The 23,728-nt window shown below is 73.5% G+C and carries 24 protein-coding genes; 15 read left to right on the forward strand and 9 right to left on the reverse strand.

Annotation, left to right across the window (positions count from 1 at the left end; all coding sequences use genetic code 11):
• Positions 1-97: 97 nt before the first annotated feature.
• Genes aspS through J4709_RS39810 form a run of 3 tightly spaced genes read right to left on the reverse strand, consistent with a single transcriptional unit; the run spans position 98 to position 3,849 of the window.
• The gene (gene aspS, locus J4709_RS39800; protein ID WP_208249506.1) at positions 98-1,858 is read right to left on the reverse strand and encodes an aspartate--tRNA ligase; all 1,761 of its coding nucleotides are present in this window, start codon (positions 1,856-1,858) and stop codon (positions 98-100) included.
• A complete protein-coding gene (hisS, locus tag J4709_RS39805; RefSeq protein WP_208249508.1) occupies positions 1,855-3,141 on the reverse strand; it encodes a histidine--tRNA ligase in 1,287 nt (428 codons plus the stop codon). Before hisS ends, aspS begins: the two co-directional genes overlap by 4 nt.
• A 12-nt stretch (positions 3,142-3,153) precedes the next feature.
• Positions 3,154-3,849 (reverse strand): MBL fold metallo-hydrolase, encoded by a 696-nt coding sequence (locus J4709_RS39810; RefSeq protein WP_208249510.1) that lies wholly within the window; start codon positions 3,847-3,849, stop codon positions 3,154-3,156.
• 230 nt (positions 3,850-4,079) lie between these two features.
• On the opposite strand from J4709_RS39810, the gene J4709_RS39815 reads away from it, so the two are divergent.
• A complete protein-coding gene (locus J4709_RS39815) occupies positions 4,080-4,832 on the forward strand; it encodes a peptidylprolyl isomerase (RefSeq protein WP_208249511.1) in 753 nt (250 codons plus the stop codon).
• 73 nt (positions 4,833-4,905) lie between these two features.
• The gene (locus tag J4709_RS39820; protein WP_208249513.1) at positions 4,906-6,141 is read left to right on the forward strand and encodes a DUF349 domain-containing protein; all 1,236 of its coding nucleotides are present in this window, start codon (positions 4,906-4,908) and stop codon (positions 6,139-6,141) included.
• Between the two features lie 353 nt (positions 6,142-6,494).
• Here the strand turns inward: J4709_RS39820 and J4709_RS39825 are convergent, their stop codons facing one another.
• The 4 genes from J4709_RS39825 to J4709_RS39840 all read right to left on the reverse strand — a co-directional run bounded on the left by J4709_RS39825 (position 6,495) and on the right by J4709_RS39840 (position 8,972).
• Positions 6,495-7,064, reverse strand: a complete 570-nt coding sequence (locus tag J4709_RS39825; RefSeq protein ID WP_208249515.1) for a TIGR03086 family metal-binding protein — start codon at positions 7,062-7,064, stop codon at positions 6,495-6,497.
• Between the two features lie 99 nt (positions 7,065-7,163).
• Entirely contained in the window at positions 7,164-7,799 is a 636-nt protein-coding gene (locus J4709_RS39830) for a DUF305 domain-containing protein (protein WP_208249517.1), read from the reverse strand.
• Positions 7,796-8,401: a thioredoxin-like domain-containing protein gene (locus J4709_RS39835; protein ID WP_208249519.1), complete on the reverse strand. Its 606-nt coding sequence runs from the start codon at positions 8,399-8,401 to the stop codon at positions 7,796-7,798. Before J4709_RS39835 ends, J4709_RS39830 begins: the two co-directional genes overlap by 4 nt.
• A 106-nt stretch (positions 8,402-8,507) precedes the next feature.
• On the reverse strand, positions 8,508-8,972 hold the full coding sequence (locus J4709_RS39840) for a hypothetical protein (RefSeq protein ID WP_208249520.1): 465 nt from the start codon (positions 8,970-8,972) through the stop codon (positions 8,508-8,510).
• Between the two features lie 236 nt (positions 8,973-9,208).
• Between J4709_RS39840 and J4709_RS39845 the strand changes: the two genes are divergently transcribed.
• The 8 genes from J4709_RS39845 (at position 9,209) to J4709_RS39880 (ending at position 17,542) form a co-directional block, all read left to right on the forward strand.
• A complete protein-coding gene (locus J4709_RS39845) occupies positions 9,209-9,913 on the forward strand; it encodes a phosphatase PAP2 family protein (protein WP_208249521.1) in 705 nt (234 codons plus the stop codon).
• A gap of 146 nt (positions 9,914-10,059) precedes the next feature.
• Complete coding sequence (locus J4709_RS39850; protein ID WP_232384780.1) at positions 10,060-11,319, forward strand: replication-associated recombination protein A; 1,260 nt, start codon at positions 10,060-10,062, stop codon at positions 11,317-11,319.
• A gap of 226 nt (positions 11,320-11,545) precedes the next feature.
• A complete protein-coding gene (locus J4709_RS39855; RefSeq protein ID WP_208249522.1) occupies positions 11,546-11,965 on the forward strand; it encodes a DUF948 domain-containing protein in 420 nt (139 codons plus the stop codon).
• On the forward strand, positions 11,962-12,282 hold the full coding sequence (locus tag J4709_RS39860) for a hypothetical protein (protein ID WP_208249523.1): 321 nt from the start codon (positions 11,962-11,964) through the stop codon (positions 12,280-12,282). The genes J4709_RS39855 and J4709_RS39860 overlap by 4 nt, the downstream gene beginning before the upstream one ends.
• Before the next feature lie 2 nt (positions 12,283-12,284).
• Positions 12,285-14,954, forward strand: a complete 2,670-nt coding sequence (gene alaS / locus J4709_RS39865; protein ID WP_208249524.1) for an alanine--tRNA ligase — start codon at positions 12,285-12,287, stop codon at positions 14,952-14,954.
• 93 nt (positions 14,955-15,047) lie between these two features.
• Positions 15,048-15,506: a Holliday junction resolvase RuvX gene (ruvX, locus tag J4709_RS39870; RefSeq protein ID WP_208249525.1), complete on the forward strand. Its 459-nt coding sequence runs from the start codon at positions 15,048-15,050 to the stop codon at positions 15,504-15,506.
• Positions 15,503-16,672: an endolytic transglycosylase MltG gene (gene mltG / locus J4709_RS39875; protein ID WP_208249534.1), complete on the forward strand. Its 1,170-nt coding sequence runs from the start codon at positions 15,503-15,505 to the stop codon at positions 16,670-16,672. Before ruvX ends, mltG begins: the two co-directional genes overlap by 4 nt.
• 24 nt (positions 16,673-16,696) lie before the next feature.
• On the forward strand, positions 16,697-17,542 hold the full coding sequence (locus J4709_RS39880; RefSeq protein ID WP_208249536.1) for a shikimate dehydrogenase: 846 nt from the start codon (positions 16,697-16,699) through the stop codon (positions 17,540-17,542).
• Between the two features lie 14 nt (positions 17,543-17,556).
• On the opposite strand, the gene J4709_RS39885 is transcribed toward J4709_RS39880, so the two are convergent.
• The gene (locus J4709_RS39885) at positions 17,557-18,936 is read right to left on the reverse strand and encodes a prenyltransferase/squalene oxidase repeat-containing protein (protein ID WP_208249538.1); all 1,380 of its coding nucleotides are present in this window, start codon (positions 18,934-18,936) and stop codon (positions 17,557-17,559) included.
• Positions 18,937-19,061: 125 nt separating this feature from the next.
• Between J4709_RS39885 and J4709_RS39890 the strand changes: the two genes are divergently transcribed.
• A complete protein-coding gene (locus J4709_RS39890) occupies positions 19,062-19,811 on the forward strand; it encodes an HIT family protein (protein WP_208249540.1) in 750 nt (249 codons plus the stop codon).
• Between the two features lie 8 nt (positions 19,812-19,819).
• Here the strand turns inward: J4709_RS39890 and J4709_RS39895 are convergent, their stop codons facing one another.
• A complete protein-coding gene (locus tag J4709_RS39895; RefSeq protein WP_208249542.1) occupies positions 19,820-20,317 on the reverse strand; it encodes an NUDIX domain-containing protein in 498 nt (165 codons plus the stop codon).
• A gap of 560 nt (positions 20,318-20,877) precedes the next feature.
• On the opposite strand from J4709_RS39895, the gene infC reads away from it, so the two are divergent.
• From infC to J4709_RS39915, 4 genes are all read left to right on the forward strand, one after another.
• A complete protein-coding gene (gene infC / locus J4709_RS39900; RefSeq protein ID WP_281382898.1) occupies positions 20,878-21,435 on the forward strand; it encodes a translation initiation factor IF-3 in 558 nt (185 codons plus the stop codon).
• A 372-nt stretch (positions 21,436-21,807) separates the two neighbouring features.
• Positions 21,808-22,002 (forward strand): 50S ribosomal protein L35, encoded by a 195-nt coding sequence (rpmI, locus tag J4709_RS39905; RefSeq protein ID WP_067468638.1) that lies wholly within the window; start codon positions 21,808-21,810, stop codon positions 22,000-22,002.
• Positions 22,003-22,071: 69 nt separating this feature from the next.
• Positions 22,072-22,440 (forward strand): 50S ribosomal protein L20, encoded by a 369-nt coding sequence (gene rplT, locus J4709_RS39910; protein WP_151544049.1) that lies wholly within the window; start codon positions 22,072-22,074, stop codon positions 22,438-22,440.
• A gap of 34 nt (positions 22,441-22,474) precedes the next feature.
• Entirely contained in the window at positions 22,475-23,290 is an 816-nt protein-coding gene (locus tag J4709_RS39915; RefSeq protein ID WP_208249544.1) for a TrmH family RNA methyltransferase, read from the forward strand.
• The last annotated feature ends 438 nt before the right edge of the window (positions 23,291-23,728 follow it).

The following is a 23,728-nucleotide window of genomic DNA, read 5'->3' on the forward strand; positions in this document are numbered from 1 at the left end:
GGCGACCTCCGCTCCGCCGGCACTCCGTTGCGTTCGCCGTAGCAGGCGAGGGCGGTCACCGCGCTGTGCGGTGACCGCCCTCCCGGCGTTTCGCGGGTCAGTCTTCGGCGGGGGCGTCCTCGGGGATGACGTCGACGCCCGCCTCCTTGCGCTGCGCCGGCGTGATCGTGGTGGGCGCCGAGGTCAGCGGGTCCAGGCCGGACGCGGCCTTCGGGAAGGCGATGACGTCGCGGATGGTGTCCCCGCCCGCCAGCAGCATGACGGTGCGGTCCCAGCCGAACGCGATCCCGCCGTGCGGCGGCGGCCCGAACTTGAACGCCTCCAGCAGGAAGCCGAACTGCGACTCGGCCTCCTGCTTCGACAGCCCGAGCACGTCGAACACGCGCTGCTGCATCTCGGCGCGGTGGATACGGATGGAGCCGCCGCCGATCTCGTTGCCGTTCAGGACGAGGTCGTAGGCGTCGGCGAGCGCGGAGCCCGGGTCCTCGTGGAAGGTGTCGGCGAACTGCGGCTTCGGTGCGGTGAACGGGTGGTGCACCGACGTCCAGCCGATCTGCTCGCCCTTGTCGTTCTCGACCGGCTCGAAGATCGGCGCGTCGACGACCCACACGAAGTTCCACGCCGACTCGTCGATCAGGCCGCGGCGGCGGCCGATCTCCAGGCGGGCCGCGCCGAGCAGCTCCTGCGTGGCGTGCCGCTTGCCGGCGCCGAAGAACACCGCGTCGCCGGGGGACGCGCCGGTCTTGGCGGCGAGCCCCTCCTTCTCGGCGTCGGAGAGGTTCTTCGCGACGGGGCCGCCGAGGGTGCCGTCCTCCTGGACGAGGACGTACGCGAGGCCGCGGGCGCCGCGGGCCTTCGCCCAGTCCTGCCAGCCGTCCAGCTCCTTGCGGGTCTGGGACGCGCCGCCCGGCATGACCGCGGCGCCGACGTACGGCGCCTGGAACACCCGGAACGAGGTGCCGGCGAAGTACTCGGTCATGTCGGTCAGCTCGTTGCCGAACCGCAGGTCCGGCTTGTCGGAGCCGTACCGGGCCATCGCGTCGGCGTAGGTGATGTGGGGGATCGGCCGGGGGATCTCGTACCCGGCGATGTCCTTCCACAGCCGCGCGACGAGGTCCTCGCCGACCTTCAGGACGTCGTCCTGGTCGACGAACGACATCTCGATGTCGATCTGGGTGAACTCCGGCTGCCGGTCGGCGCGGAAGTCCTCGTCCCGGTAGCAGCGGGCGATCTGGTAGTAGCGCTCCAGGCCGCCGACCATCAGCAGCTGCTTGAACAGCTGCGGCGACTGCGGCAGCGCGTACCAGTGCCCGGGCTTGAGCCGGACGGGCACCAGGAAGTCGCGGGCGCCCTCGGGGGTGGAGCGGGTCAGCGTCGGCGTCTCGACGTTGACGAAGCCGTGCTCGCGCATGACCTCGTGGGTGAGGAACGACGCCTCGGAGCGGATCCGCATCGCGCGGGCGACGGCCTCGCGGCGGATGTCGAGGTACCGGTACTTGAGCCGGATCTCCTCGTTGACGTTGACGTCGCCCTCGATCGGGAACGGCAGCGGCGCCGACTCCGACAGCACCTGGATGTCGGAGGCGGCGACCTCGATGCCGCCGGTCGGCAGCTCGGGGTTCTCGTTGCCCGCGGGGCGGACCCGGACCTCGCCGACGACCTTCACGCAGAACTCCGAGCGCAGGTCGTGCGCCGCCTCGTCCTCGCGGAAGACGACCTGCGCGGTGCCGGACGCGTCGCGCAGGTCGATGAACGTGACGCCGCCGTGGTCGCGGCGGCGGCCGACCCAGCCGGCCAGCGTGACCTGCTGCCCGGCGTGCTCCTTGCGGAGCGTCCCCGCCTCGTGCGTGCGGATCATTTCTGGAGCCTTTCCTTCAACGTCGTGGTGATGCCGGTGAGGGGGACGGCGGTCTGCTCGCCCTCGGCCAGATCCTTGACCTGGGCGACGCCGCCGGTGATATCTCGCTCACCGAGGATCACGGCGTACCGGGCGCCCGACCGGTCGGCGTCCTTCATGGCGCCCTTCAGCTTCTTCCCGCCGAACGACATGTCGGCGGCGATCCCCGCCCGGCGCAGCTCGGCGACCAGGGAGAACAGCCGGCGTTCGGCGGCGTCGCCGAGCGCCACCCCGAACACCTCGCAGCGCGGCTTCGGTGCGAACGCGGGGCCCTCGCCCTCCGCCGCCTCGGCCTCCGCCTCCAGCGCCAGGATCGTGCGGTCCAGGCCGAGGCCGAACCCGATGCCGGGCAGCGGCGGGCCGCCGATGTCCTCCGACAGGCCGTCGTAGCGCCCGCCGCCGCCGATGCCGGACTGCGCGCCGAGCAGCGGGTGGTCGAACTCGTAGGTGGTGCGGGTGTAGTAGTCCAGGCCGCGGACGAGGGTCGGGGTGTCCTCCCACGCGATGCCGAGGTCGGCCAGCAGCTCCCGGACCCGGTCGTGGTGGGCCTTGCAGGCGGGGCACAGGTGGTCGGCCATCAGCGGCGCGTCCGCGATCTGCGCCTTGACCTGCGGGCGCTTGTCGTCCAGGACGCGCAGCGGGTTGATCTCGACGCGGGCGCGGGTGTCCTCGTCCAGGTCGAGGCCGCGCAGGTAGTCCTGCAGCAGGGCCCGGTAGGCGGGACGGCACTCCTTGCAGCCGAGCGAGTTCAGCAGCAGCCGCACCTGCGTGAGGCCGAGCGAGCGGTACCAGTCCGCGGCGATCGCGATGGTCTCCGCGTCGATCTGCGGGTCCTCGCTGCCGATCGCCTCCAGGTCGAGCTGGTAGAACTGCCGGTAGCGGCCCTGCTGGGGGCGCTCGGCGCGGAACGCGGGGCCGGTCGTCCAGATCTTCACCGGCAGCGCGCCCTTGTGCAGGTTGTGCTCCAGGACGGCCCGCAGCACCGTCGCGGTGAACTCCGGCCGCAGCGTCAGCGACCGGCCGCCGCGGTCCTCGAAGGTGTACATCTCCTTCGACACCACGTCGGTGGACTCCCCGACGCCCCGCCGGAACAGGTTCGTGTCCTCGAAGACGGCCGGCTCCAGATAGCCGTAACCGGCCAGCCGCGCCTGCTCGGCGAACGCCTCGCGGATGGCGTAGAAGAGGTCCGCCCGCGGCGGAACGTACTCACTGACCCCCTTGGGGGCCCGGAAACTCGAACTCATGGTCTTTTAGGCTCAGAATCCCTTGTTCGGCCCGTCGGCCGGAGTCAGCTCGGCCAGGAACGGATTCGTGACGCGTTCGCGGCCGATTGTGGTCTGGGTGCCGTGCCCGGGCAGGACCGCCGTCTCGTCCGGCATGGACAGGCACACCCGGGACAGGCTCGCGAGGATCTCCTCGTAGGACCCGCCGGGCAGGTCGGTGCGGCCGATCGACCCGGCGAACAGCAGGTCGCCGGTGAACATCACGTCCGGCAGCTCCTGCGTCCGCGGGGTGCGGAACGTCACCGACCCGGGCGTATGGCCGGGCGCGTGGTCGACGGTGAGGCTCAGCCCCGCCAGCTCCAGCACGGCGCCGTCCGAGAGCTCCTGCACGTCGTCCGGCTCGGTCAGCTCCAGCCCGCCGAACAGCTGCTGGCCCGCGCCGAGGGACAGGCCCTTGGCCGGATCGCTGAGCAGGTCGCGGTCGTCCGGATGGATGTAGGCGGGGACGTCCTTGGCGCCGCACACCGGCGCCACCGACCATACGTGGTCGATATGGCCGTGCGTCAGCAGCACCGCGACCGGCTTCAGCCGGTGCTCGCGCAGGATCTCCTCGATCCCGGCCTCGGCGTCCTGGCCCGGATCGACGATGACGCACTCCTCGCCCGCGGCGGGCGCCACGACATAGCAGTTCGCGGCGAACGATCCAGCGGGGAACCCGGCGACGAGCACGGTCGTCCTTTCTTGGAACCATCTCGGGTGGGCTCGTCCGAGCGTACCGGCGCGGCCATTGCCATCGCGAACGAGATGCGCGGATCGCCGTGTCGCGGCGCGGGCCCTTGCGGGGGCGGCCGGCGCGGGGGCGGCTTCCTCCACGTTCGTTCAGGCTGGGGCCCGCCCAGGGCGCGGGTGCCGCTACTATGCGCTGCACGTTCACCTGATCACGGCGGAAGGGCAGGCACGTGGCGGCGAAGGACCGCAAGAAGCAGCTCGCTCGGCAGCGCTACGAGCGGCAGCAGCAGGCGCTGGCGGAAGCGGCCGCCAAGGCCCGCCGCGTCAAGATCATCAGCTCCGCGGTGGCGGTGGCGGTGGTCGTGGTGGGCGGCGCGGCGGTCGTCGTGTACACCGGCAAGGACGACAAGTCCAAGGCCGACGGCCTCCACTGCACGTACAGCCCCGCAGGCCAGGCCGCCGGCAAGGTCAAGGACCTCGGCACCCCGCCGAAGAAGCCCGCCTACAAGGGCACCGTCCAGGCCACGGTGAAGACCAACCAGGGCGACGTCGTGATGGACCTGGACGCCAAGGCGGCGCCCTGCACCGTCGGGTCGTTCGTCCACCTCGCCCAGAAGGGCTTCTACAACGACAGCCCGTGCCACCGGCTGACCAGTGGCGGCCTGAACGTCCTGCAGTGCGGCGACCCGAGCGGCAAGGGCTCCGGCGGCCCCGGGTACCAGTACGCCGACGAGAACACGGCGAACGCCAAGTACACGGCCGGGACGCTCGCCATGGCGAACTCGGGCCCCGACACCAACGGCAGCCAGTTCTTCCTGGTCTACAAGGACTCGCAGCTCCAGCCCGACTACTCCGTGTTCGGCAAGATCACCAAGGGGCTGGACGTCCTGCAGAAGATCGCCAAGGCGGGCTCCGAGCCCGCGGGCGACGGCGCGCCCAAGAAGAAGGTCACGATCCAGGACGTCACGATCGCCCCGGTTTAGGCGATCGGGATACTAAGGTGTGGAGGGTCCGGAGGCCGTGAGCCCGATCGGACCTGCGATTCAGGAGGCAAGGGTGTCCAGCGCGACCGATCCCTGGGGCCGGGTGGACGAGGACGGCACCGTCTACGTCAGGACGTCCGGCGGTGAACGCGTCGTCGGGTCCTGGCAGGCCGGCGCGCCGGCCGAGGCGCTGGCCTACTTCAAGCGCAAGTACGACTCGCTCGCCACCGAGATCGGCCTGCTCGAACAGCGCGTCCGCACCACCGACCTGCAGCCCGCGCAGGCGCAGCAGAGCATCGCCCGGCTGCGCGAGGCCGTCGGCGAGGCGCACGCCGTCGGCGACCTCGACGCGCTGACCCGGCGCCTCGACGGCCTCACCGAGCAGGTCGGCCGGCGCCGCGAGGAGGTCAAGGCCCAGCGCGAGCAGCACCGCCACGAGGCCCGCGAGACCAAGGAGCGGATCGTCGCCGAGGCCGAGCGGATCGCGGCCGAGGAGACGCACTGGAAGAACGGCGGCGAGCGGCTCCGGCAGCTCGTCGAGGAGTGGAAGGCCGCCGACCGCATCGACCGGCCCACCGAGACCGCGCTGTGGAAGCGGCTCTCCTCGGCCCGCAACGCCTTCACCAAGCGCCGCAAGGCCTACTTCGCGACCCTCGACGACCAGCGCGAGGAGGCCCGCCGGGACAAGGAGCGCCTCGTCGCCGAGGCCGAGGCGATGCAGGGGTCGACCGACTGGGGCGACACCGCCGCCGCCTACCGCGACCTCATGCGCCGCTGGAAGCTCGCCGGACGCGCATCCCGGGACGCCGAAGAGGACCTGTGGGCCCGCTTCAAGGGCGCCCAGGACACCTTCTTCCAGGCCCGCAGCGCCGCGTTCGCCGAACGCGACGCCGAGTTCCGCGGGAACGCCGAGGAGAAGGAGAAGATCCTCGCCGACGCCGAGCGGCTGCTGCCCGTCCGCGACGTCCGCCAGGCCCGGCAGGCGCTCCGCACGGTCCAGGAGCGCTGGGAGGCCGCCGGCATGGTGCCCCGCGACCAGCGCGACCGCCTCGAAGGCCGGCTCCGCAAGATCGAGGAGGCCGTGCGGACCGCCGAGGAGTCGGAGTGGCGCCGCACCAACCCCGAGGCCCGCGCCCGCGCCGAGGCCACCGTCAACCAGCTGCGCAGCTCCATCGAGCAGCTGGAGAAGCGCCTCGACAAGGCCCGCACCGCCGGCCGCGACAAGGACGTCAAGGACACCGAGGAGGCCCTCGGCGCCCGCCGCGCCTGGCTCGAAGAGGCCGAGAGGACGCTCGCCGAGTTCTCTTGATTTACCCAGGGGGCTGTGTTTTCCCAGGGGGGCGACCCCCTGGAACCCCCGTTGCGACGGACGAGGCGTTTCCTGCTCCGCTAGCGCTCCGCAGGAAACGCCTCGTCCGTCGTCGGGCAGGCCCGCTGCGCTCGCTGCACTCGCTCCGCGTGCCTGCCCGTGATGGTGGCTGAGGTCCGGTCTTCCGTGGGGTCCTCCAGCCGGCTGTTCCGGCCGGAGTTCGAAACGGCTCACCGACCGGCGGGCAGGCCCGCTGCGCGTGCCTGCCCGTTGGCGTGGCTTGGGTCTGGCCTTCCGCGAGGATTCTCGGCCGGCTCTCCGGCCCGGGTTCCAGCCGGGTCTTCCTGGCGGTGTCAGGGGGTGATCGGTCTGCCTAGGAAGGCGAGGAGGCGGGTCTGTTCGTCGGCGCCTTGGGGGGCGGGGAGCTGGGGGGCCAGGTGGCCTGCCGTGCGCAGGTCGGCGGCGACCATGTGGGCGGTCGCGAACGCGTGGTGCACCAGGTCCGGGTCGAGGCGGGACGGCTGGCCCGTGGCTTGGGCCAGGTCCCAGGCGTGCACCAGCGGCTCCAGGATGTAGCCCTGCAGGTAGTCGCCCAGCGGCAGCCGGCCGAGCGCGCCGACCGGGACGGGGCGGCTCAGCCCGTCCGGGGTCAGCGCCGCGGCGGCCTCCTTGCGGGCCGCCCGCCAGGCCGCCACCGCGTCCCCGGCCGCGAAGCGGGCCGGGTCGGTGCTGACGTCCGGCGCGGGCTCCCCGGTCGCCAGCGACCGGATCAGGTACTGCCCGCCGGTGACGTGGCCGGCGACGTCCCGGGCCGTCCAGCCGTCGCAGGGCGAGGCGGCGTCCCAGCCGTCCCCGGGGACGCCGGCGAGCAGACCCTCGAACAGGTCCAGGGCCCGGTGGTAGCCGCTGAGGTTGTGAGCCATGGTGGTCAGTGACCCGCGATCGGACCGCGCTGTCAAGCGCTATCGCGAAGGTCGTCCGGACGGTCCGGCGGGCGGCGCGCGGCGCCGCCCGCCGGGCGGTCAGGCCGCCGGGGCGCCGCGCTCCCGGAGCATCGCGTTCATCTGCGAGATCTCCGCGAGCTGCCCGCTGACCATCGTGCGGGCCAACTTCCGCACCTGGTCGCGGCCGGTCCGTTCGAGCACGGCGCGGGCCATGTCCACGCCCCCGCGATGGTGCGCGGTCATCAGCCGCAGGTACAGCACCTCGGCGCTCTTGCCGGACGCCTTGCGCAGCTCGGCGAGCTGCGCGTCGGTCGCCATGCCCGGCATCGTGGCGCCGGTCGCGGGGGCCGGCATGGCCATCCCGGCGTGGCCGGACATCCAGCGCATCGGGCCGGCCGGGTCGCTCTTGGGCAGCCCCCACTGGTCGAGCCAGGCCGTCATCATGCCGATCTGCGCCGACTGGGTGTTGACGATGTCGTAGGCCAGCAGCCGGACGGCGGGGTCGGACGTCCGGTCCCGGACGATGAACGACATCTCGACGGCCTGCGCGTGGTGGGCGCTCATGTCGCGGGCGAACCCGGCCTCGGGCCCGTCTGCGGCCGGTTCGCCGGACCTCCAGGCCGCCGTCCCGAGCAGCGCGGCCGCGGCGAGGAGCACGAGCGCTGCGATGGCGACGGTCACGCGCCGGCCGCGGGGCCGCGCGTCGGCGGTCACGGGGTGTCCTTGGCGCCGTCGCAGGCGGCGCCCGGCTCGGGGGTCTGCGGGCCCTTGACGTAGGCGCGCAGGAACCGGTCGACGCGCGCGTCCCCGGCGTCCTGGAGCTTCAGCTGGTGGCCCCACGCGGTGAGGGCGATCGGGGCGTCCAGCGTCGGGTACGGGCTCAGGAACGTGTAGTCGGTGCGTTCGACCTTGGCCTTGAGCGCGTCCAGCTGGGCGGCCGCCAGGCCGGGGCGGTAGGTGATCCACACGGCGCCGTGCTCGAGGGAGTGGACGGCGTTCTCGTTGCGCAGCGCCTGGTCGTAGACGCGGCCGTCGCAGTTCTGCCAGACGGGGTCGTGGTCGCCGCCCATCGGCGGGTTCCCGTCGTACTTGACGGAGTCGGCGGTGTGGTTGCGGGACAGGCCCTCCTCGACGGTGACGCCCGCGATGGACGAGGTGTCGGCGGACGACGGCCTGGACTGCAGGAACGCGTAGCCGATCGCGACGACGGCGACCAGGCCGATGACGGTGAAGAAGGCGATGCCGCCCCACGGCACCTGGCGCTGCGTCAGAGCGTTCTTCTTCCGGGCTTGCTTGTTGCGGGCGCTCTTGGACATAGAGCGGTCCTCTCAGGGGATCTCAGCGGGTATGCGGACATGGCGGCAGCGCGCCGGCGCGGAGACGCGCGCGGCGGGCGGTGCCGGTGGCCTTACGGCCGGTCCGTCACAGCCGGAGAACCTGGAGGGACGCCAGGGAGACGGGGGAGAGGACCCCGCCGGGCGGTGGCGCGGGCGCCCGGGGAGCGCGGGCCGGGAGGCGCAGCAGCGCCCGGCGGCCCGTGGCGAGCCCCAGCAGCATGAGGGCGAAGAGCACCGCCAGGCAGAGGCACGCGTCGGCCGGGGCCAGCGGCGGGAGCCTCAGGGGCGTACTGAGGGACGGGGCGGCGGTCCCGGCGTGGCCGGGTGTGCCGTGGACGGGCGCGGAATGGGCGGCGGGGCCGCCGTGGGACGCCGAGGCGTGGTGCATCGCGGTGGCGACCTCGGCGGGCACGCTCATCCCGTTCTCGATGCACACGCGGTCGGGCAGGGCGTGCCCGAGGCCGTAGCTGAAGACGAGCCCGGCCACGACGAACAGCGCCACGAGCAGGCCCGTCTGCCCGTGGCGCCGGCGGTGGGCCGTTCCGGACACCGTCACGCTCCTGATTCCGTCTTCCGGCCGGTAACAACGCGGCGGCGGGGCCCGGGGTTCCCGGTCCCGTCTCGGACTCCGGGGGGAGGCCGATACCCTCCTGACGGATCAGGCGTGCCGCGCCGGGTGGCTGGATGATGAACCCTATGCGGCGTTCAGGGGGTACGGAGGCCATTCTGCGACGTAAACTGAGCGGCCGCCGCCTCGTCGCGGCGACCGCGGTACAAGTGCTGGTGATGGGCGTGGTGATCGGGGCCTACGAGCTCGGCCGCCATTTCGCCGACGGCCGTCCGGGCGAGGCGTTCGCGCACGCCCGGTGGCTGTGGGACCTGGAGCGCACGCTGCACCTGCCGGACGAGTCGGCGTTCCAGAAGTGGGCGCTCGGCTGGGACGGCTGGGTCCGCGCGGCGAACGAGTACTACGTCCGCGTGCACTTCCCGGCGATCCTGCTGTTCATGGCCTGGATGTGGTTCCGGCACCGGGAGGGCTGGCCGCGGGTCCGCGCCGTGATCGCGGTCACGGCGGCTGCCGCGCTGGCACTGCACTTCGCGTTCCCGCTGGCGCCGCCGCGGATGCTGCCCGGGCACGGGCTCATCGACCTCATGAACGTGTACGGCCCGAGCTCCTACAGCTCGAAGCCGGGGGAGGGGATGGCCAACCAGTTCGCGGCCATGCCGTCGCTGCACGTCGGGTGGGCGCTGCTGGTCGCCTGGGGTGCGATCCGCTACGGCGGGGGCCGCCTGCGCTACATCTTCGCCCTCCACCCGGTGCTGACGTTCCTCATCGTGGTCGTCACCGCCAACCACTACTGGACGGACGGGATCGTCGGCTGCGCGATCGTCATCGTGACGCTGTGGGCGACGTCCAGGATCCCGGCGCTGGCGGACCGGATGCCCGAGCGGACAGGAGTGTCGCTGCCGCGAGATAGTGTCGGAGCGTGACGAGCAGGGCGGAACCGGGCCAGCCGGAGGGGCTCTTCGACGATCCGTCGGCCGAGGCCGAGGGCCGCTCCCCGGAGCGTGACCGCGGTGCGTCCGCGGCGCCCCTGACGGCGGCGGAGGCCGGGCGGCAGCCGCTCGCGGTGCGGATGCGGCCGCGCGCGCTGGACGAGGTCGTCGGGCAGGGGCATCTCCTCGGTCCCGGCACCCCGATCCGGCAGCTCGTCGACCGGGACGTCCCGATGTCGCTGGTGCTGTGGGGCCCGCCCGGCACCGGCAAGACCACCCTCGCCACGGTCGTCAGCCATGTCACGTCCCGCCGGTTCGTGGAGGTCTCCGCGGTCAGCGACGGGGTCAAGCGGGTCCGCGCCGAGATCGACCTGGCCCGCCGCGAGCTCGGCATGACGGGCCGGCAGACGGTCCTGTTCGTCGACGAGGTGCACCGCTTCAACAAGGCCCAGCAGGACGCGCTGCTCCCGGCCGTGGAGAACCGGTGGGTGTCGTTCATCGGCGCCACCACCGAGAACCCGTTCTTCTCCGTGATCAGCCCGCTGCTGTCGCGGTCGCTGCTGCTCACCCTGGAGCCGCTCGGCGAGGACGACCTGCGCGAGGTGATCCGCCGCGCGCTCGCCGACGAGCGCGGCCTGAACGGGACGGTCGGCCTCGACCCCGCCGCCGAGGACCACCTGATCCGGCTCGCCGGCGGCGACGCCCGCCGCACCCTCACCTACCTGGAGGCCGCGGCGCTCGTCGTCGACGACGGCGCGGTGATTGACGCGGACGTCCTGGAGAAGGCCGTCGACCGCGCCGCCGTCCGCTACGACCGCGAGGGCGACCAGCACTACGACGTCATCAGCGCGTTCATCAAGAGCATCCGCGGCAGCGACGTCGACGCCGCGCTGCACTACCTCGCCCGCATGATCGAGGCCGGCGAGGACGCGCGGTTCATCGCCCGCCGCCTCATCGTGCACGCCAGCGAGGACATCGGCATGGCCGACCCGACCGCGCTGCAGACGGCCGTCGCGGCGGCGCAGGCGGTCGAGTTCGTCGGGCTGCCCGAGGCCCGCATCAACCTCGCGCAGGCGGTGATCCACCTGTCCCTCGCGCCCAAGTCCAACGCGGTGATCAGGGCGGTGGACGGCGCGCTCGGCGACGTCCGCAAGGGCCTGGCCGGGCCCGTCCCGGGCCATCTGCGGGACGCGCACTACAAGGGCGCCGCGAAGATCGGGCACGGGAAGGGCTACAAGTACGCCCACGACCATCCCGGCGGGGTCGTCCGGCAGCAGTACGCGCCCGACGCGGTGGACGGCCGCGAGTACTACAGCCCGACCCGGCACGGCGCGGAGTCCCGCTTCACCGAGGTCCTCGCGCGCATCCGCTCGGTGCTGCGCGGGGCCCCGGGCCGGTGAGCCGGCGACGAGGATCGATCTTCGCGGCGCCGTGCTCCGGGCATCGGCGCCGCGGGCCCGCTACTCTGCCGGGAACGGCCCCGGGCGCGGTCCCGGCGCGCCGGCCGCCCGGCCGGTGCCCGCCGCCGCCCGGCCGTGACCGGCGCCCACGGCGCACGTCCGGGCCGGTAAGGTCTGTCAGGCCAATGCCCGGCCCGGGCCGGAACCACAGCGAACGGAAGCCCTCATGCTCACTGGTGGACAGCTAGCAGGTCTCATCGTGGCCGTGTTCTGGGCTGTGCTGGTCGCGTTCGTCGCGCTCACGCTGCTGCGCCTCGCCCGGCTGCTCGGGGAGGCCAGCAAGCTCGTGCGCGACCTCGGCGACCAGGCGGCCCCGCTGCTGGACGACATGACGACGACGGTGAAGCGGGCCAACGAGCAGCTCGGCCGCACCGACGTCATCACCAAGCAGGTCGCGGGCGTCACGCAGAACGTCTCGGCCGTCACCACCGTGATGACCTCGGTGGTGGGCGGGCCGCTGGTGAAGGCGGCCGCCTTCTCCTACGGGGTGCGCAAGGCCCTGAGCAGCCGCGACGGGGACGGGCGGTCCGCCGCGTCCGGGCGTCCGCAGCTTCAGGCCCGCTCCTCGGGGAAGGGGCGCAGGTGAAACGGCTCTTCTGGCTGTCGGTCGGCGCGGGCGCGGGCGTCTACGCCACGCACCGCGTCAAGCGCCGGGTCGAGCGGTTCGCGCGCAGCTGGTCCCCGGAGGGGGTCGCGGCGCGGGCGGTGTCGTCCGGGCAGTCCGCGGGCGACCGGCTGAGGCTTTTCGCCGCGGACGTGCGTACCGGGATGCAGGCCCGCGAGGAGGAGCTGCGCGAGGCCGTCCGGATGGACCAGGCTCCGCCCGAGTCCCCGGGGGCACGGCCCCGCCGGGTGCTGCGGGCGCGTTACACGATCATCGACGACGAGAAGGATGGCCACTGATCATGGAGTCGGCAGAGGTGGCACGCCGCTTCCTGAAGTTCTTCGAGGAGCGCGGGCACACGGTGGTGCCCTCCGCCAGCCTGGTCGCCGAGGACCCGACCCTGCTGCTGGTGAACGCCGGCATGGTCCCGTTCAAGCCGTACTTCCTCGGCCAGCGCACCCCGCCGTCGCAGCGGATGACCAGCGCGCAGAAGTGCGTCCGGACGCCCGACATCGAAGAGGTCGGCAAGACCACCCGGCACGCCACGTTCTTCCAGATGCTGGGCAACTTCTCGATCGGGGACTACTTCAAGGAGCAGGCGATCCCGTTCGCCTGGGAGCTGCTGACGCGCTCCCGCGAGGACGGCGGCTTCGGCTTCCCCGAGGACAGGCTCTGGGTCACCGTCTTCCATGACGACGACGAGGCCCGCGAGCTCTGGCACAACAAGGTCGGCGTCCCCCTCGAGCGCATCCAGAAGCGCGGCATGGAGGACAACTTCTGGTCGATGGGCGTCCCCGGCCCCTGCGGCCCCTGCTCGGAGATCTACTACGACCGCGGCCCCGAGTACGGGCGCGAGGGCGGCCCGGTCGCCGACGAGGACCGCTACCTCGAGGTGTGGAACCTCGTCTTCATGCAGTTCGAGCGGGGCCCTGGCGACAGCAAGACCGACTTCCCGATCCTCGGCGACCTGCCCGCCAAGAACATCGACACCGGCATGGGCCTGGAGCGCATGGCGGCGGTCCTGCAGGGCGTCGATAACATCTACGAGACCGACACCCTCTGGCGGGTCCTGGACCGCGCCGCGAACCTGACCGGCACCTCCTACGGCCGCGAGCACCGCGCCGACGTGTCGCTGCGCGTCATCGCCGACCACGTCCGCAGCGGGACGATGATGGTCGCCGACGGCATCCGCCCCGGCAACGAGGGCCGCGGCTACGTGCTGCGCCGCATCCTGCGCCGCTCGATCCGCAACCTGCGGCTGCTCGGCGGCCAGAACGCCGGGCTGATGCACGAGCTGACCTCCGTCGCGATCGCCGCGATGGGCGAGCAGTACCCGGAGCTGATCCGCACCGCCGCCAACATCCACACGGTGATCGACGCCGAGGAGGAGTCGTTCCTCCAGACGCTGCGCACCGGCACCGCGATCTTCGACACCGCGGTGGCGGAGACCCGGCGCTCGGGCGGCGGGACCCTGGCCGGCGACCAGGCGTTCAAGCTCCACGACACCTACGGCTTCCCGATCGACCTGACCCTCGAGATGGCCTCCGAGGCCGGCCTCCAGGTCGACGAGGACGGCTTCCGCCGGCTGATGAAGGAGCAGCGCGACCGCGCCAAGCAGGACGCCCGCGACAAGAAGACCGGCAACCTCGACGTCTCCGTCCTCGACGAGCTGCTCACCGGCGCCGGCGGCAAGGTCGACTTCATCGGCTACCACGACGTCGCCGCCGACGCCCGCCTCGTCGGGCTGCTGGTCAACGGCGCCAACGCGCCCGCGGCGGGCGAGGGCACCGAGGTCGAGGTCGTCCTCGACCGCACCCCGTTCTACGCCGAGGGCGGCGGCCAGCTCGCCGACCAGGGCGTCATCCGGCTCGGCAACGGCGCGGTCATCGACGTGCACGACGTGCAGTCGCCGCTCGCCGGGCTGATCGTGCACCGCGGCCGGGTCCGCAGCGGCGAGGCGCAGGCCGGCGACACCGCGCACGCCGAGATCGACCTGACCCGGCGCGCCGCGATCTCCCGGTCGCACACCGCGACCCACCTCGTGCACGCCGGGTTCCGGCGGGCGCTCGGCGAGTCCGCCGCGCAGGCCGGCTCGGAGAACTCGCCCGGCCGGTTCCGGTTCGACTTCACCGCCTCCGGCGCCGTCCCGGTGAGCGTGCTGCGCGACGTCGAGGACGAGGTCAACGAGGTCCTGATCGGCGACCTGGACGTGCGGGCGTTCCACACCTCGATCGACGAGGCCCGCGCCATGGGCGCGCTCGCGCTGTTCGGCGAGAAGTACGGCGACGAGGTCCGCGTCGTCGAGGTCGGCGACTACTCCCGCGAGCTGTGCGGCGGCACGCACGTCGCCCGGTCCGGGCAGCTCGGCCTGGTCAAGGTGCTGGGCGAGTCGTCCATCGGCGCGGGCGTGCGCCGCGTCGAGGCGCTGGTCGGCATCGACGCGTTCCGGTTCCTGGCCCGCGAGAGCGTGCTGGTCGCGCAGCTCGCCGAGCAGATGAAGGCGCGCAAGGAGGAGCTGCCGGAGCGCATCTCCGGCGTCGTCGGCCGGCTCCGCGAGGCGGAGAAGGAGCTGGAGAAGCTGCGCTCGCAGCAGATCCTCGCCGTCGCCGGATCCCTCGCCGACGGCGCGAAGGACGTCAACGGCACCGCGTTCGTGGGGCACCGCGCCCCCGACGGCACCGGCGCCGACGACCTGCGCAAGCTGGCCGTGGACGTGCGGGGCCGGCTGCAGGCGCGGCCCGCGGTCGTCATGGTCACGGGCGTCCCGAAGGACCGTCCCGTCGTGGTCGTCGCCGTCACCCCGGGCGCGCGGGACCGCGGCCTGAAGGCCGGCGCGCTCGTCGGCCTGGCCGCCAGGACCCTCGGCGGCGGGGGCGGCGGCAAGGACGACCTCGCGCAGGGCGGCGGCGCGAACCCCGCCGCGATCGACGACGCGCTCGCCGCGGTCGAACGAGCCGTAGGGGCCGCGTGAGCCCCGCGGGCGGGTTAGGGGCGGCGCCATGAGGTCCGTGAAGGACGCGGCGCCCACCCCGGGGCGCCCCGCGCCGCGCCGCGGAGCGGAGCGATGAGGCAGGGTGTGCGGCTCGGCGTGGACGTGGGGAGCGTCCGCGTCGGCGTCGCACGGTGCGATCCCGGCGGGATCCTCGCCTCCCCCCTGGAGACCGTGAAGAGCGGCAGGGGCGACATCGACCGGCTCGTCGAGCTGGTGGCCGAGCACGAGGCGATCGAGGTCGTCGTCGGGCTGCCGACCTCGCTGTCGGGCCGGGAGGGCCCGGCGGCGCAGTCGGCGCGCAGGTTCGCCGCCAGGCTCGCGGACCGCCTTCCCCCGGAGGCGGTCCGGCTGTACGACGAGCGGCTCACCACCGTCACGGCCGAGAGCGGGCTGCGGGCGGGGGGAGTGCGCGGTCAGGCCCGCCGCAAGGTCGTCGACCAGGCCGCCGCGGCCGTCCTGCTTCAAGCGGCCCTGGACGGGGAACGGTTGACCGGGCGCCCCCCAGGCGAGATCGTCCGGGGGAGCTCATGAACGATTTGGACCTTTTCTCCGATCCGTACGGCGATCCGTACGACGAGGGGCAGCCGCAGGAGCCGCCGAGCCGGCGGGACCGGCGGCGCGCCCGCAAGCGGCAGCGGCGCCGCCGCCGCAGCGGCCGCGCGGCGTTCCTGTTCGCGCTGGCGTTCATCGTCGCGGTGTTCGGCACCGCGGGCGTGTTCGGCGTCGCGATCCTGGACAACCGGCTGCATCCGCCGGACTACTCCGGTTCCGGCAGCGGCAATGTCACGGTCCAGGTGAAGGACGGCGCGAGCGGCGCGGTGATCGGGGCGATGCTCCAGGAGCACCACGTGGTGAAGAGCACCCGGGCGTTCGTGAAGGTCTACAACGGCGAGAGGCGCGCCTCCAGCATCCAGCCCGGCTTCTACCAGATGCGCCGGGAGATGTCGTCGAAGGCGGCGATGGCGCTGCTGCTCGACCCGAAGTCGCGGGCCGGGAACCAGATCTCCATCCCGGAGGGCAAGCGCGCGATCGAGGTCTTCCAGCTGCTGTCGAAGAAGACCGGCATCCCCGTCCGGGACTTCCAGGCGGTCGCGAAGAACACGAAGGGCCTCGGGCTGCCGTCGTACTCGGGCGGCAACCTGGAGGGCTTCCTGTACCCGGGCCGCTACGACCTCGACCCGAACGGGTCGGCGCGCAAGATCGTCCAGCAGATGGTCGACGCGTTCAACAAGGAGGCGAGCAGCTCCGACCTGGAGGGCAAGGCGAAGAAGGCGGGCCTCAGCCCGCTGCGGCTGCTGACGGTGGCCAGCCTCGCGCAGGCGGAGGGCGGCATGCCGAGCGACCTGCCGAAGATCTCCCGGGTGATCTACAACCGGGTCAAGTCGGGGATGGCGCTCCAGTTCGACACGACCGTCCTGTACGCGCTGAACAAGCGGACGCTGGACGTGCGGAACAAGGACCTCGAGGTCGATTCGCCGTACAACACCTACAAGCACAAGGGCCTGCCGCCCGGGCCGATCTGCAACCCCGGCCCGGACGCGATCGAGGCGGCGCTGTCGCCGAAGAGCGGGGACTGGCTGTACTTCGTCGCCACCGACCCCACCCACAAGGTCACGAAGTTCGCCACCACCGACGCGCAGCGCCAGAAGCTGGAGCAGGAGTTCCGCGAGTGGCAGAAGAAGCACCCGAACGGGTGACGCGTGACGGATCGGAGCGGGCAGGTGGGTGACGTGCGGCGCGCCGCCGTGCTGGGATCGCCGATCGCGCATTCGCTGTCGCCGGTGCTGCACCGGGCGGCGTACGCGGCGATGGGCCTGGACACGTGGCGCTACGGCGCCGTGGAGTGCGGCGAGGACGGCCTGGCCCCGCTGCTGGACGGCCTCGGCCCCGAATGGGCGGGGCTGTCGCTGACGATGCCGCTCAAGCGGGTCGCGCTGAAGCTGGCCGACTCGGTGTCGGACCTGGCCGAGCGGGTCGGCGGCGCCAACACGCTCGTCCTGCGCGACGGGCGCCGGCACGCCGACAACACCGACGTGCACGGCATCGTCACCGCGCTCACCGAGGCGGGCCTCGGCTCGCCCGGGCCCGCGGTGGTGCTGGGCGGCGGCGCGACGGCCGCGTCGGCGCTCGCCGCGCTCGCCGCACTGGGCCTGGACGCCGCGGTGCTCGCGGTGCGCGACCCCGGCCGGGCCTCCGAGGCGGCCGAGGTCGGCGAGCGCTGCGGGCTGGCGGTGCGGGTCGCCACCCTCGACCGGATCGCCGACCACCTGCCCGCCGGGCTCGTGGTGTCGACCCTGCCGGGACGGGCCGCCGACGCCTTCGCCGGACCGGTCGCCGCGTCCGGCGCCGCGCTGTTCGACGTGGTGTACGCGCCGTGGCCGACCGCGCTCGCCGCGGCCGTCGAGCGCGCGGGCGGCACGGTCGTCGGCGGCTTCGCGATGCTGCTGCACCAGGCGGTCCGGCAGGTCGAGCTGATGACCGGCCGCGACGACGTCCCGGTCGCGGCGATGCGCGCGGCCGGCGAGGCGGAACTGGCCCGCCGCGCCGCCGCGCCCACCGCGGGCTAGGGCATCTCCACGGGCTAGGGCGCCGCCGGGGGCGGGCCGCGCGGTGTCCGCTTCCGCTTGAGCGACTCGTCCACGCTCGCCAGCACGATCGGCACGATCACGCTCAGCCAGAAGTCGCGCCACCCCCACGCGCCGAGCTTGACGCCGAACGCGCTGGCCACGCACACGAACCCGAGCACCAGCGCCGGCCAGTGCCGCCGCACGAACGGCACCGGGTCGGCGAGCCGGCGGTGCGGCAGCAGCGCCGCCACCGGCCGCTCGCGCGCATGGGCGCGCTGCACGACCGTCGCGTCCGGGAACCAGTGCAGTACGTCCGCGCCTCCGGCGAGCGGCACGCGGGTGAGCGCGATCAGCGTCTCCAGCCGCCACCACAGCGTCCACAGCGAGGTGCGGCCGCCGCCCGGCGGCCCGTTGCGGCGGGGGTCGGTGACCTCGCCGCGCGCCAGCGTCCGGAAGGCGCGGGCGATCGTCGGCCCGTGCGGGCCGCGCGGGTCGTGCAGCAGCGCCGTCAGCGCGATCGGCAGGCCGTAGTGCCACAGCGCCAGCCGCCACACCGGCCGCGACCCGAGGCCGTGCGGGGACACCTCGTACGTCTCGATCCAGGTGTGGTCGTCGTCGGGGTCGAGGTGGGCGAGCAGCCAGTCGTAGGCGTCCAGCAGCCGCTCGGACCGCAGCCCCGGCCGCGCCTCCGCCAGCGTCACCAGCACGAACGCCGTGTGCGTGACGGTCGCCGCGGCCGCCGGCTCCGGGCCCCACGCGGGCCGGTGCGCCGTCCGGCCCGCGGTCAGCCACTCCACGCCCCGGTCCACGGCCGGGTCGTACGGGTTCAGTTGCGCGAGGGCGCGCAGTGCCAGGCACGTCTGCCACACCCGGGACGCGCAGCCGTATAGCGAGCCCCAGCCGCCGTCGGGGTTCTGGTTGCGCAGCAGCCACCGGTACGCGCGCCGCAGGTCCGGGGCGTCCTCGCGCAGGTCGCAGCGTGCGCGGGCGAGGAACCGGGCGATCCAGCCGGTGGCCTCCACCACGGGCATGCCGAGGCTCGTGCGGGTCGCCCAGCCGCCGTCGCGCAGCGCGTCGGCGGACGACGCCTGCCGTTCGGCGAGGAAGGCCAGCCCCGCGTCGAAGTGCTCGAACGGGCGGCCCGCCTCCACGAACGCCAGCAGCCCGAGCGCCGTCGCGGTCGTCCCGGGCTCGGGCCGGGCCAGCTCGTGGTACCAGCCGCCGCCGCTGCCGGGCGCGGGCGCGTAGGTGTCGCGCAGGACGTCGAGGGACTCGTTCAGGCGGGCCTGGAGCACCGCCATGTCGATGGCGGGGGCGGCGCGGGCGCCGGAGGACGCGGGGGCGGGAGGGGCGGCGCGGGGCGCGCGGGCGGGGAGCTGTGGGGTCTGGTTCACGGTGCTGCCTTCTATCCCGTATGTGCCCGTTCGGCCATGCTTTGTACCCCATGGGTCCCGTGTCTGTATCCGCCGCCGTACAGATCGCCGGCGCGGCGGCGCGGGCACGCTGGAGGCGACCGCCCGTGCGTCCCCGTGTGCTGGAGGAGGCGTTGGCCGAGCCATCGGTGCAGCCCGGCCGCGAGTGCGTGCTGTGCCCGCCCCTCCGGTTCCGGATCAACGCCATGGCCGGGCTGCCGGGCGATCCGTCCGTCCTCGCCCGGGACCGCGACTTCCTGCTGATGCCCGACGTCGCGCCGCTCGCCGACGGGCATCTCCTCCTCGTCACGCGCGAGCACCACCAGTGCGCGGGCGGCTTCGACGCACGGCTGTGGGGCCGCGCCCTGCGCTGGCGCGACCACGTCTCCGGCCTCTATCGGCACGCCTATGGCACGGGCGAACTGCTGCTCTTCGAGCACGGGCCCGCGCTGTCGCAAGGCGGCGGCGCGTGCATCGACCACGCGCACTGGCACTTCCTCCCCGGGACGCCGGGCGTGCGCGACGTCGTGGAGGAGTGCGGTCTGCCGGGGGCGCCCGCCGAGTTCGCGGCGCTCCGGGCCCGCGTCCGCACCGGGCACTCCTACCTGCTCGTCGAGGAGCGGGGGACGGCGACCGTCCATCCCGGCGACGGCGTGCGCGGCCAGTTCCTGCGCTGGGCCGTCACCGCGGCCCTGGGAAGCGCCGAACCGTGGCGCTGGCAGGAGACGTTCGGGCTGCCCGAGAGCCGGCGGCGCTTCCTGCGCACCCTGCGAGCGCTGCGCCGCGCGGCCGCCGCCCTCGGCGGTCCGCCCTGCGACGGCGGCCCATACGATCATCGGGACGGCGGCCGCCGGTAGGACGGCCGTCAGCGGGCGGCCGGCAGGAACGCGCGCACCACCGGGCGCAGGCTCGGGATCAGCGGGTAGGACCACACCTCGTCCAGCGGCACCCAGGCGCATCCGTCCAGGTGGTCGCTCTCGTCCTGGTTGCCGAACCGGACGTCGAGCGTCAGCGGGCGGCAGCGGCGGGCCGCCGCGACCACCCGGACCGTCCCGCCCCCCGCGCCGGGGGACCGGTCGTCCATGAACCACTGCCACAGATGGAACGGCGGCCCCGGATCGATCTTCAGGCCGACCTCCTCCCACACCTCCCGCCGGATGTGGTCGTCGAGGTCCAGGTCGCCGCGGACGTCCAGCCGCCCGCCGGGCACCTCCCAGCGGCCGGGCTGGAAGGGGTCGGACACCGCCTTGCGCACCATCAGCAGCCGCCCGCCGGACGTGATGAACGCCTTCTGTGCGAACTGCAGGCGGACCGGCGGCGGGGCGGTGACGGGGCCGGGGGAGCCGGACTCTGGTGAGGGCATCGCGGGATTACCTCCCTGGCACCGGCCCACCGGGGCCGACCTGGCATCACGGTAACAAGGCGGGCGTTCGGGCCGGGGTGTTCGGCGGGCCAGATGACCGTCACTTTCCCAGGTCGAAGGCGGCCGGCCGGGCTCGGCGCCGTGGCCGTACGCGGCGCGCCCCCGGCGTACGGGAATGCGGAGCCGCCCGGCCGGGTTGGAACGATCGGCGTACTTCGCGGCGGACGCGGAACCTTGCGGGGCGCGCACACGCCCCGCAGGTGGTAGTGTTGGTGGCCGACCGGCCCTGTGCACGCGACCGATGAGGTCGTGCGCGCCGGGCGCTCAAGCGGAGGCCACCTCCCACCTGACCGGCCGTGAGGCCGGTGGGTATCGGTCCGGCGAACGGGCGCGGCGCGCTCGTTTCGCCGTCGTCCCCGGACGGCAGCAGCCGTTCAGGGCGACCGAAGGTGGCCCCGCACGTGAGTCGTGCGGGGCTTTTCGCGTGAGAGCCTCGGGGTACGACCGGTCCCAGAACTTGAGAACGGCCCCAAGGAGGTCCCATCAGCGCCGAACCGCGTATCAACGACCGCATTCGCGTGCCCGAGGTCCGGCTCGTCGGCCCGAACGGCGAACAGGTGGGCATCGTGCCCATCGCCAAGGCCCTTGAACTCGCGCGTGAGTCGGACCTCGACCTGGTCGAGGTGGCGCCCACCGCGCGCCCGCCCGTCGCCAAGCTCATGGACTACGGCAAGTTCAAGTACGAGTCCGCGATGAAGGCGCGTGAGGCGCGGAAGAACCAGGCGCACACGATCATCAAGGAGATCAAGCTCCGCCCGAAGATCGACCCGCACGACTACGAGACCAAGAAGGGTCACGTGGTGCGGTTCCTGAAGGCCGGGGACAAGGTGAAGGTCACGATCATGTTCCGTGGTCGTGAGCAGTCCCGTCCCGAGCTCGGTTTCCGGCTGCTGCAGCGGCTCGCCGACGACGTCGAGGAGCTCGGCTTCGTCGAGTCGCGGCCCAAGCAGGACGGCCGTAACATGATCATGGTGCTCGGTCCGCACAAGAAGAAGGCGGAGGCCAAGGCCGAGCGGGCCGCGAGCCGCGAGCAGGACGCGGCGACCGGACCGGCCTGACCCGCCGCCGACCGCGCGAGCGCGACGCCGGCCGCGAAGGCGGCCGCGGCGCCCGGTCGTGAACGCCCGACCGCGGCGCTCACCCGATGCTGCCCGCGCGAGCGCGGTGCGCACCCGGGCGCAGTGCCCGCACGACCCGGTACCGGACCGGCCGCGACGCCGGTCCGGCCGCAACGCCCGCGGCCCGCAAGGGCCGCCGGGCCCCCGCCCCGGCGGCGGGCCCGCCGGCGGTCTCGTGGCTTTCGCGGGACCGTTACGCACGTACATTGAAGCCTGACCTGGCGCGTCGCACGCGTCCGAGTGCGACGCGCCGATCAGGTGCGCTCCCGTGCCGCCGCACGGGGGCCGGGAACGAGGGAGACGACGGCGACCATGCCGAAGACCAAGACCCACAGCGGTGCCAAGAAGCGCTTCAAGCTGACCGGCTCCGGCAAGGTGATGCGCCGCCGCGCCAACAAGAACCACCTGCTCGAGCACAAGCCCACCAAGCGGACGCGCCGCCTGTCCGGCCCCGCCGTGGTGGCCGACGCCGACGCCAAGAACATCAAGAAGCTGCTGCGCAAGTAGCACCGACCGGCAACATCGACGACCGGCCGGCGCCAGGACGGCACCGGCCCCCACGAAGGAGTTCAGCACGTGGCACGCGTGAAGCGGGCGGTCAACGCCGCCAAGAAGCGTCGGGTCGTTCTGGAGCGGTCGAGCGGCTACCGCGGCCAGCGTTCGCGGCTGTACCGCAAGGCCAAGGAGCAGCAGCTCCACTCGATGACCTACGCCTTCCGGGACCGCAAGGACCGCAAGGGCCAGTTCCGCCGCCTGTGGATCCAGCGGATCAACGCCGCGGCCCGCGCCAACGGCATTACCTACAACCGGTTCATCCAGGGCCTGAAGGCCGCCGAGGTGGAGGTCGACCGGCGCATGCTGGCCGAGCTCGCCGTGAACGACGCCCCCGCGTTCGCCGCCCTGGTCAAGGTGGCCAAGGACGCGCTGCCGGCGGAGGCCGCCTGAGCCGGGCGACCTGGCGACGGGCGAGTACGGCGACATGGCGGGCCGCGAGCTGACCTCTATCCGATCACCACGGGTGAAGGCCGCTCGCCGGCTCGCCAAACGCGCCTTCCGGCGCCGTGAGGGGCGGTTCCTCGCCGAGGGGCCGCAGGCGGTGCGGGAGGCGCTGGAGATCCCCGGCGGGCTGGCCGAGCTGTTCACCACGGCCGAGGCCGAGTCCCGCCATCCCGAGCTGGTGGCCGCCGCCGAGCGCGCCGGGGTCCCGGTGCTGCGGGTCAGCGGCGAGGTCATGGCGGAGCTGGCGCAGACCGTCACCCCGCAGGGGCTGCTGGCGGTCTGCGGGTTCGTGGACGTCCCGCTGGCCGGCGCGCTGGAGTCCGGCCCGCGGCTGGTGACGGTCCTCGCGCACGTCCGCGACCCCGGCAACGCCGGGACGGTGCTGCGCACCGCGGACGCGGCGGGCTCGGAGGCGGTCGTGTTCACCGACGCCTCCGTCGACCCCTACAACGGCAAGTGCGTGCGCGCCTCGGCGGGCAGCCTGTTCCATCTGCCGGTGGTGGTCGGGCCGCGTTTCGACACGCTGATCCCGGAGTTGAAGAAGTCGGGGCTGACGGTGCTGGCCGCCGACGGCGCCGGCGACCGGACCCTGGACGAGGCCATCGACGAGGGGCTGCTGGCGCGGCCCACCGCCTGGGTGTTCGGCAACGAGGCGTGGGGGCTGCCCGAGGAGATCCTCCGGCACGTGGACGAGGTGGTCCGGGTGCCGATCTACGGCCGGGCCGAGAGCCTGAACCTGGCGACGGCAGCGGCCGTCTGCCTGTACGCCTCGGCGCGGGCGCAGCGCCGGGCCTGAGACACGCCGGCCTCCGAGGGAGCGCCGGCGGACACGTACGAGCGGCCGCGGCGGTTCAATGCGTTCCGTGGCCGGTTGGCCGCAAGCGGTCGCCTTCCGGACCGTTTCGTGCCGGGTGAGCTGCGAAGATGGTCTTCCGGTGGGCGGCAGGGCAGGGGGCCCGCCGGCACGGGGGACTCATTCCAAGGTAGGAGCGGGATACCGGCCCGGCGGTGGATCCGACCGCGCCGGCCCGCTGCCTACGGTGTTGACCAGGGCGTTGACCAGGGGCGGCAGCGGTGCCGCGCAGAGTGGGGGCGAACGTGATGACCGAGGAGACCAGGCCGGCGAGGCGGCCGGGCCGGCGCGCACCGGAGATCCGGTGCCGGACGGGCGCCGGCCAGGCCGCGCCGCTCGGTTCCGCGGCGCCCGGCACGGCCGCGACCGGCAAGCGCGCGC

Source organism: Actinomadura violacea (assembly GCF_017573465.1).
Classification (GTDB): domain Bacteria; phylum Actinomycetota; class Actinomycetes; order Streptosporangiales; family Streptosporangiaceae; genus Spirillospora; species Spirillospora violacea.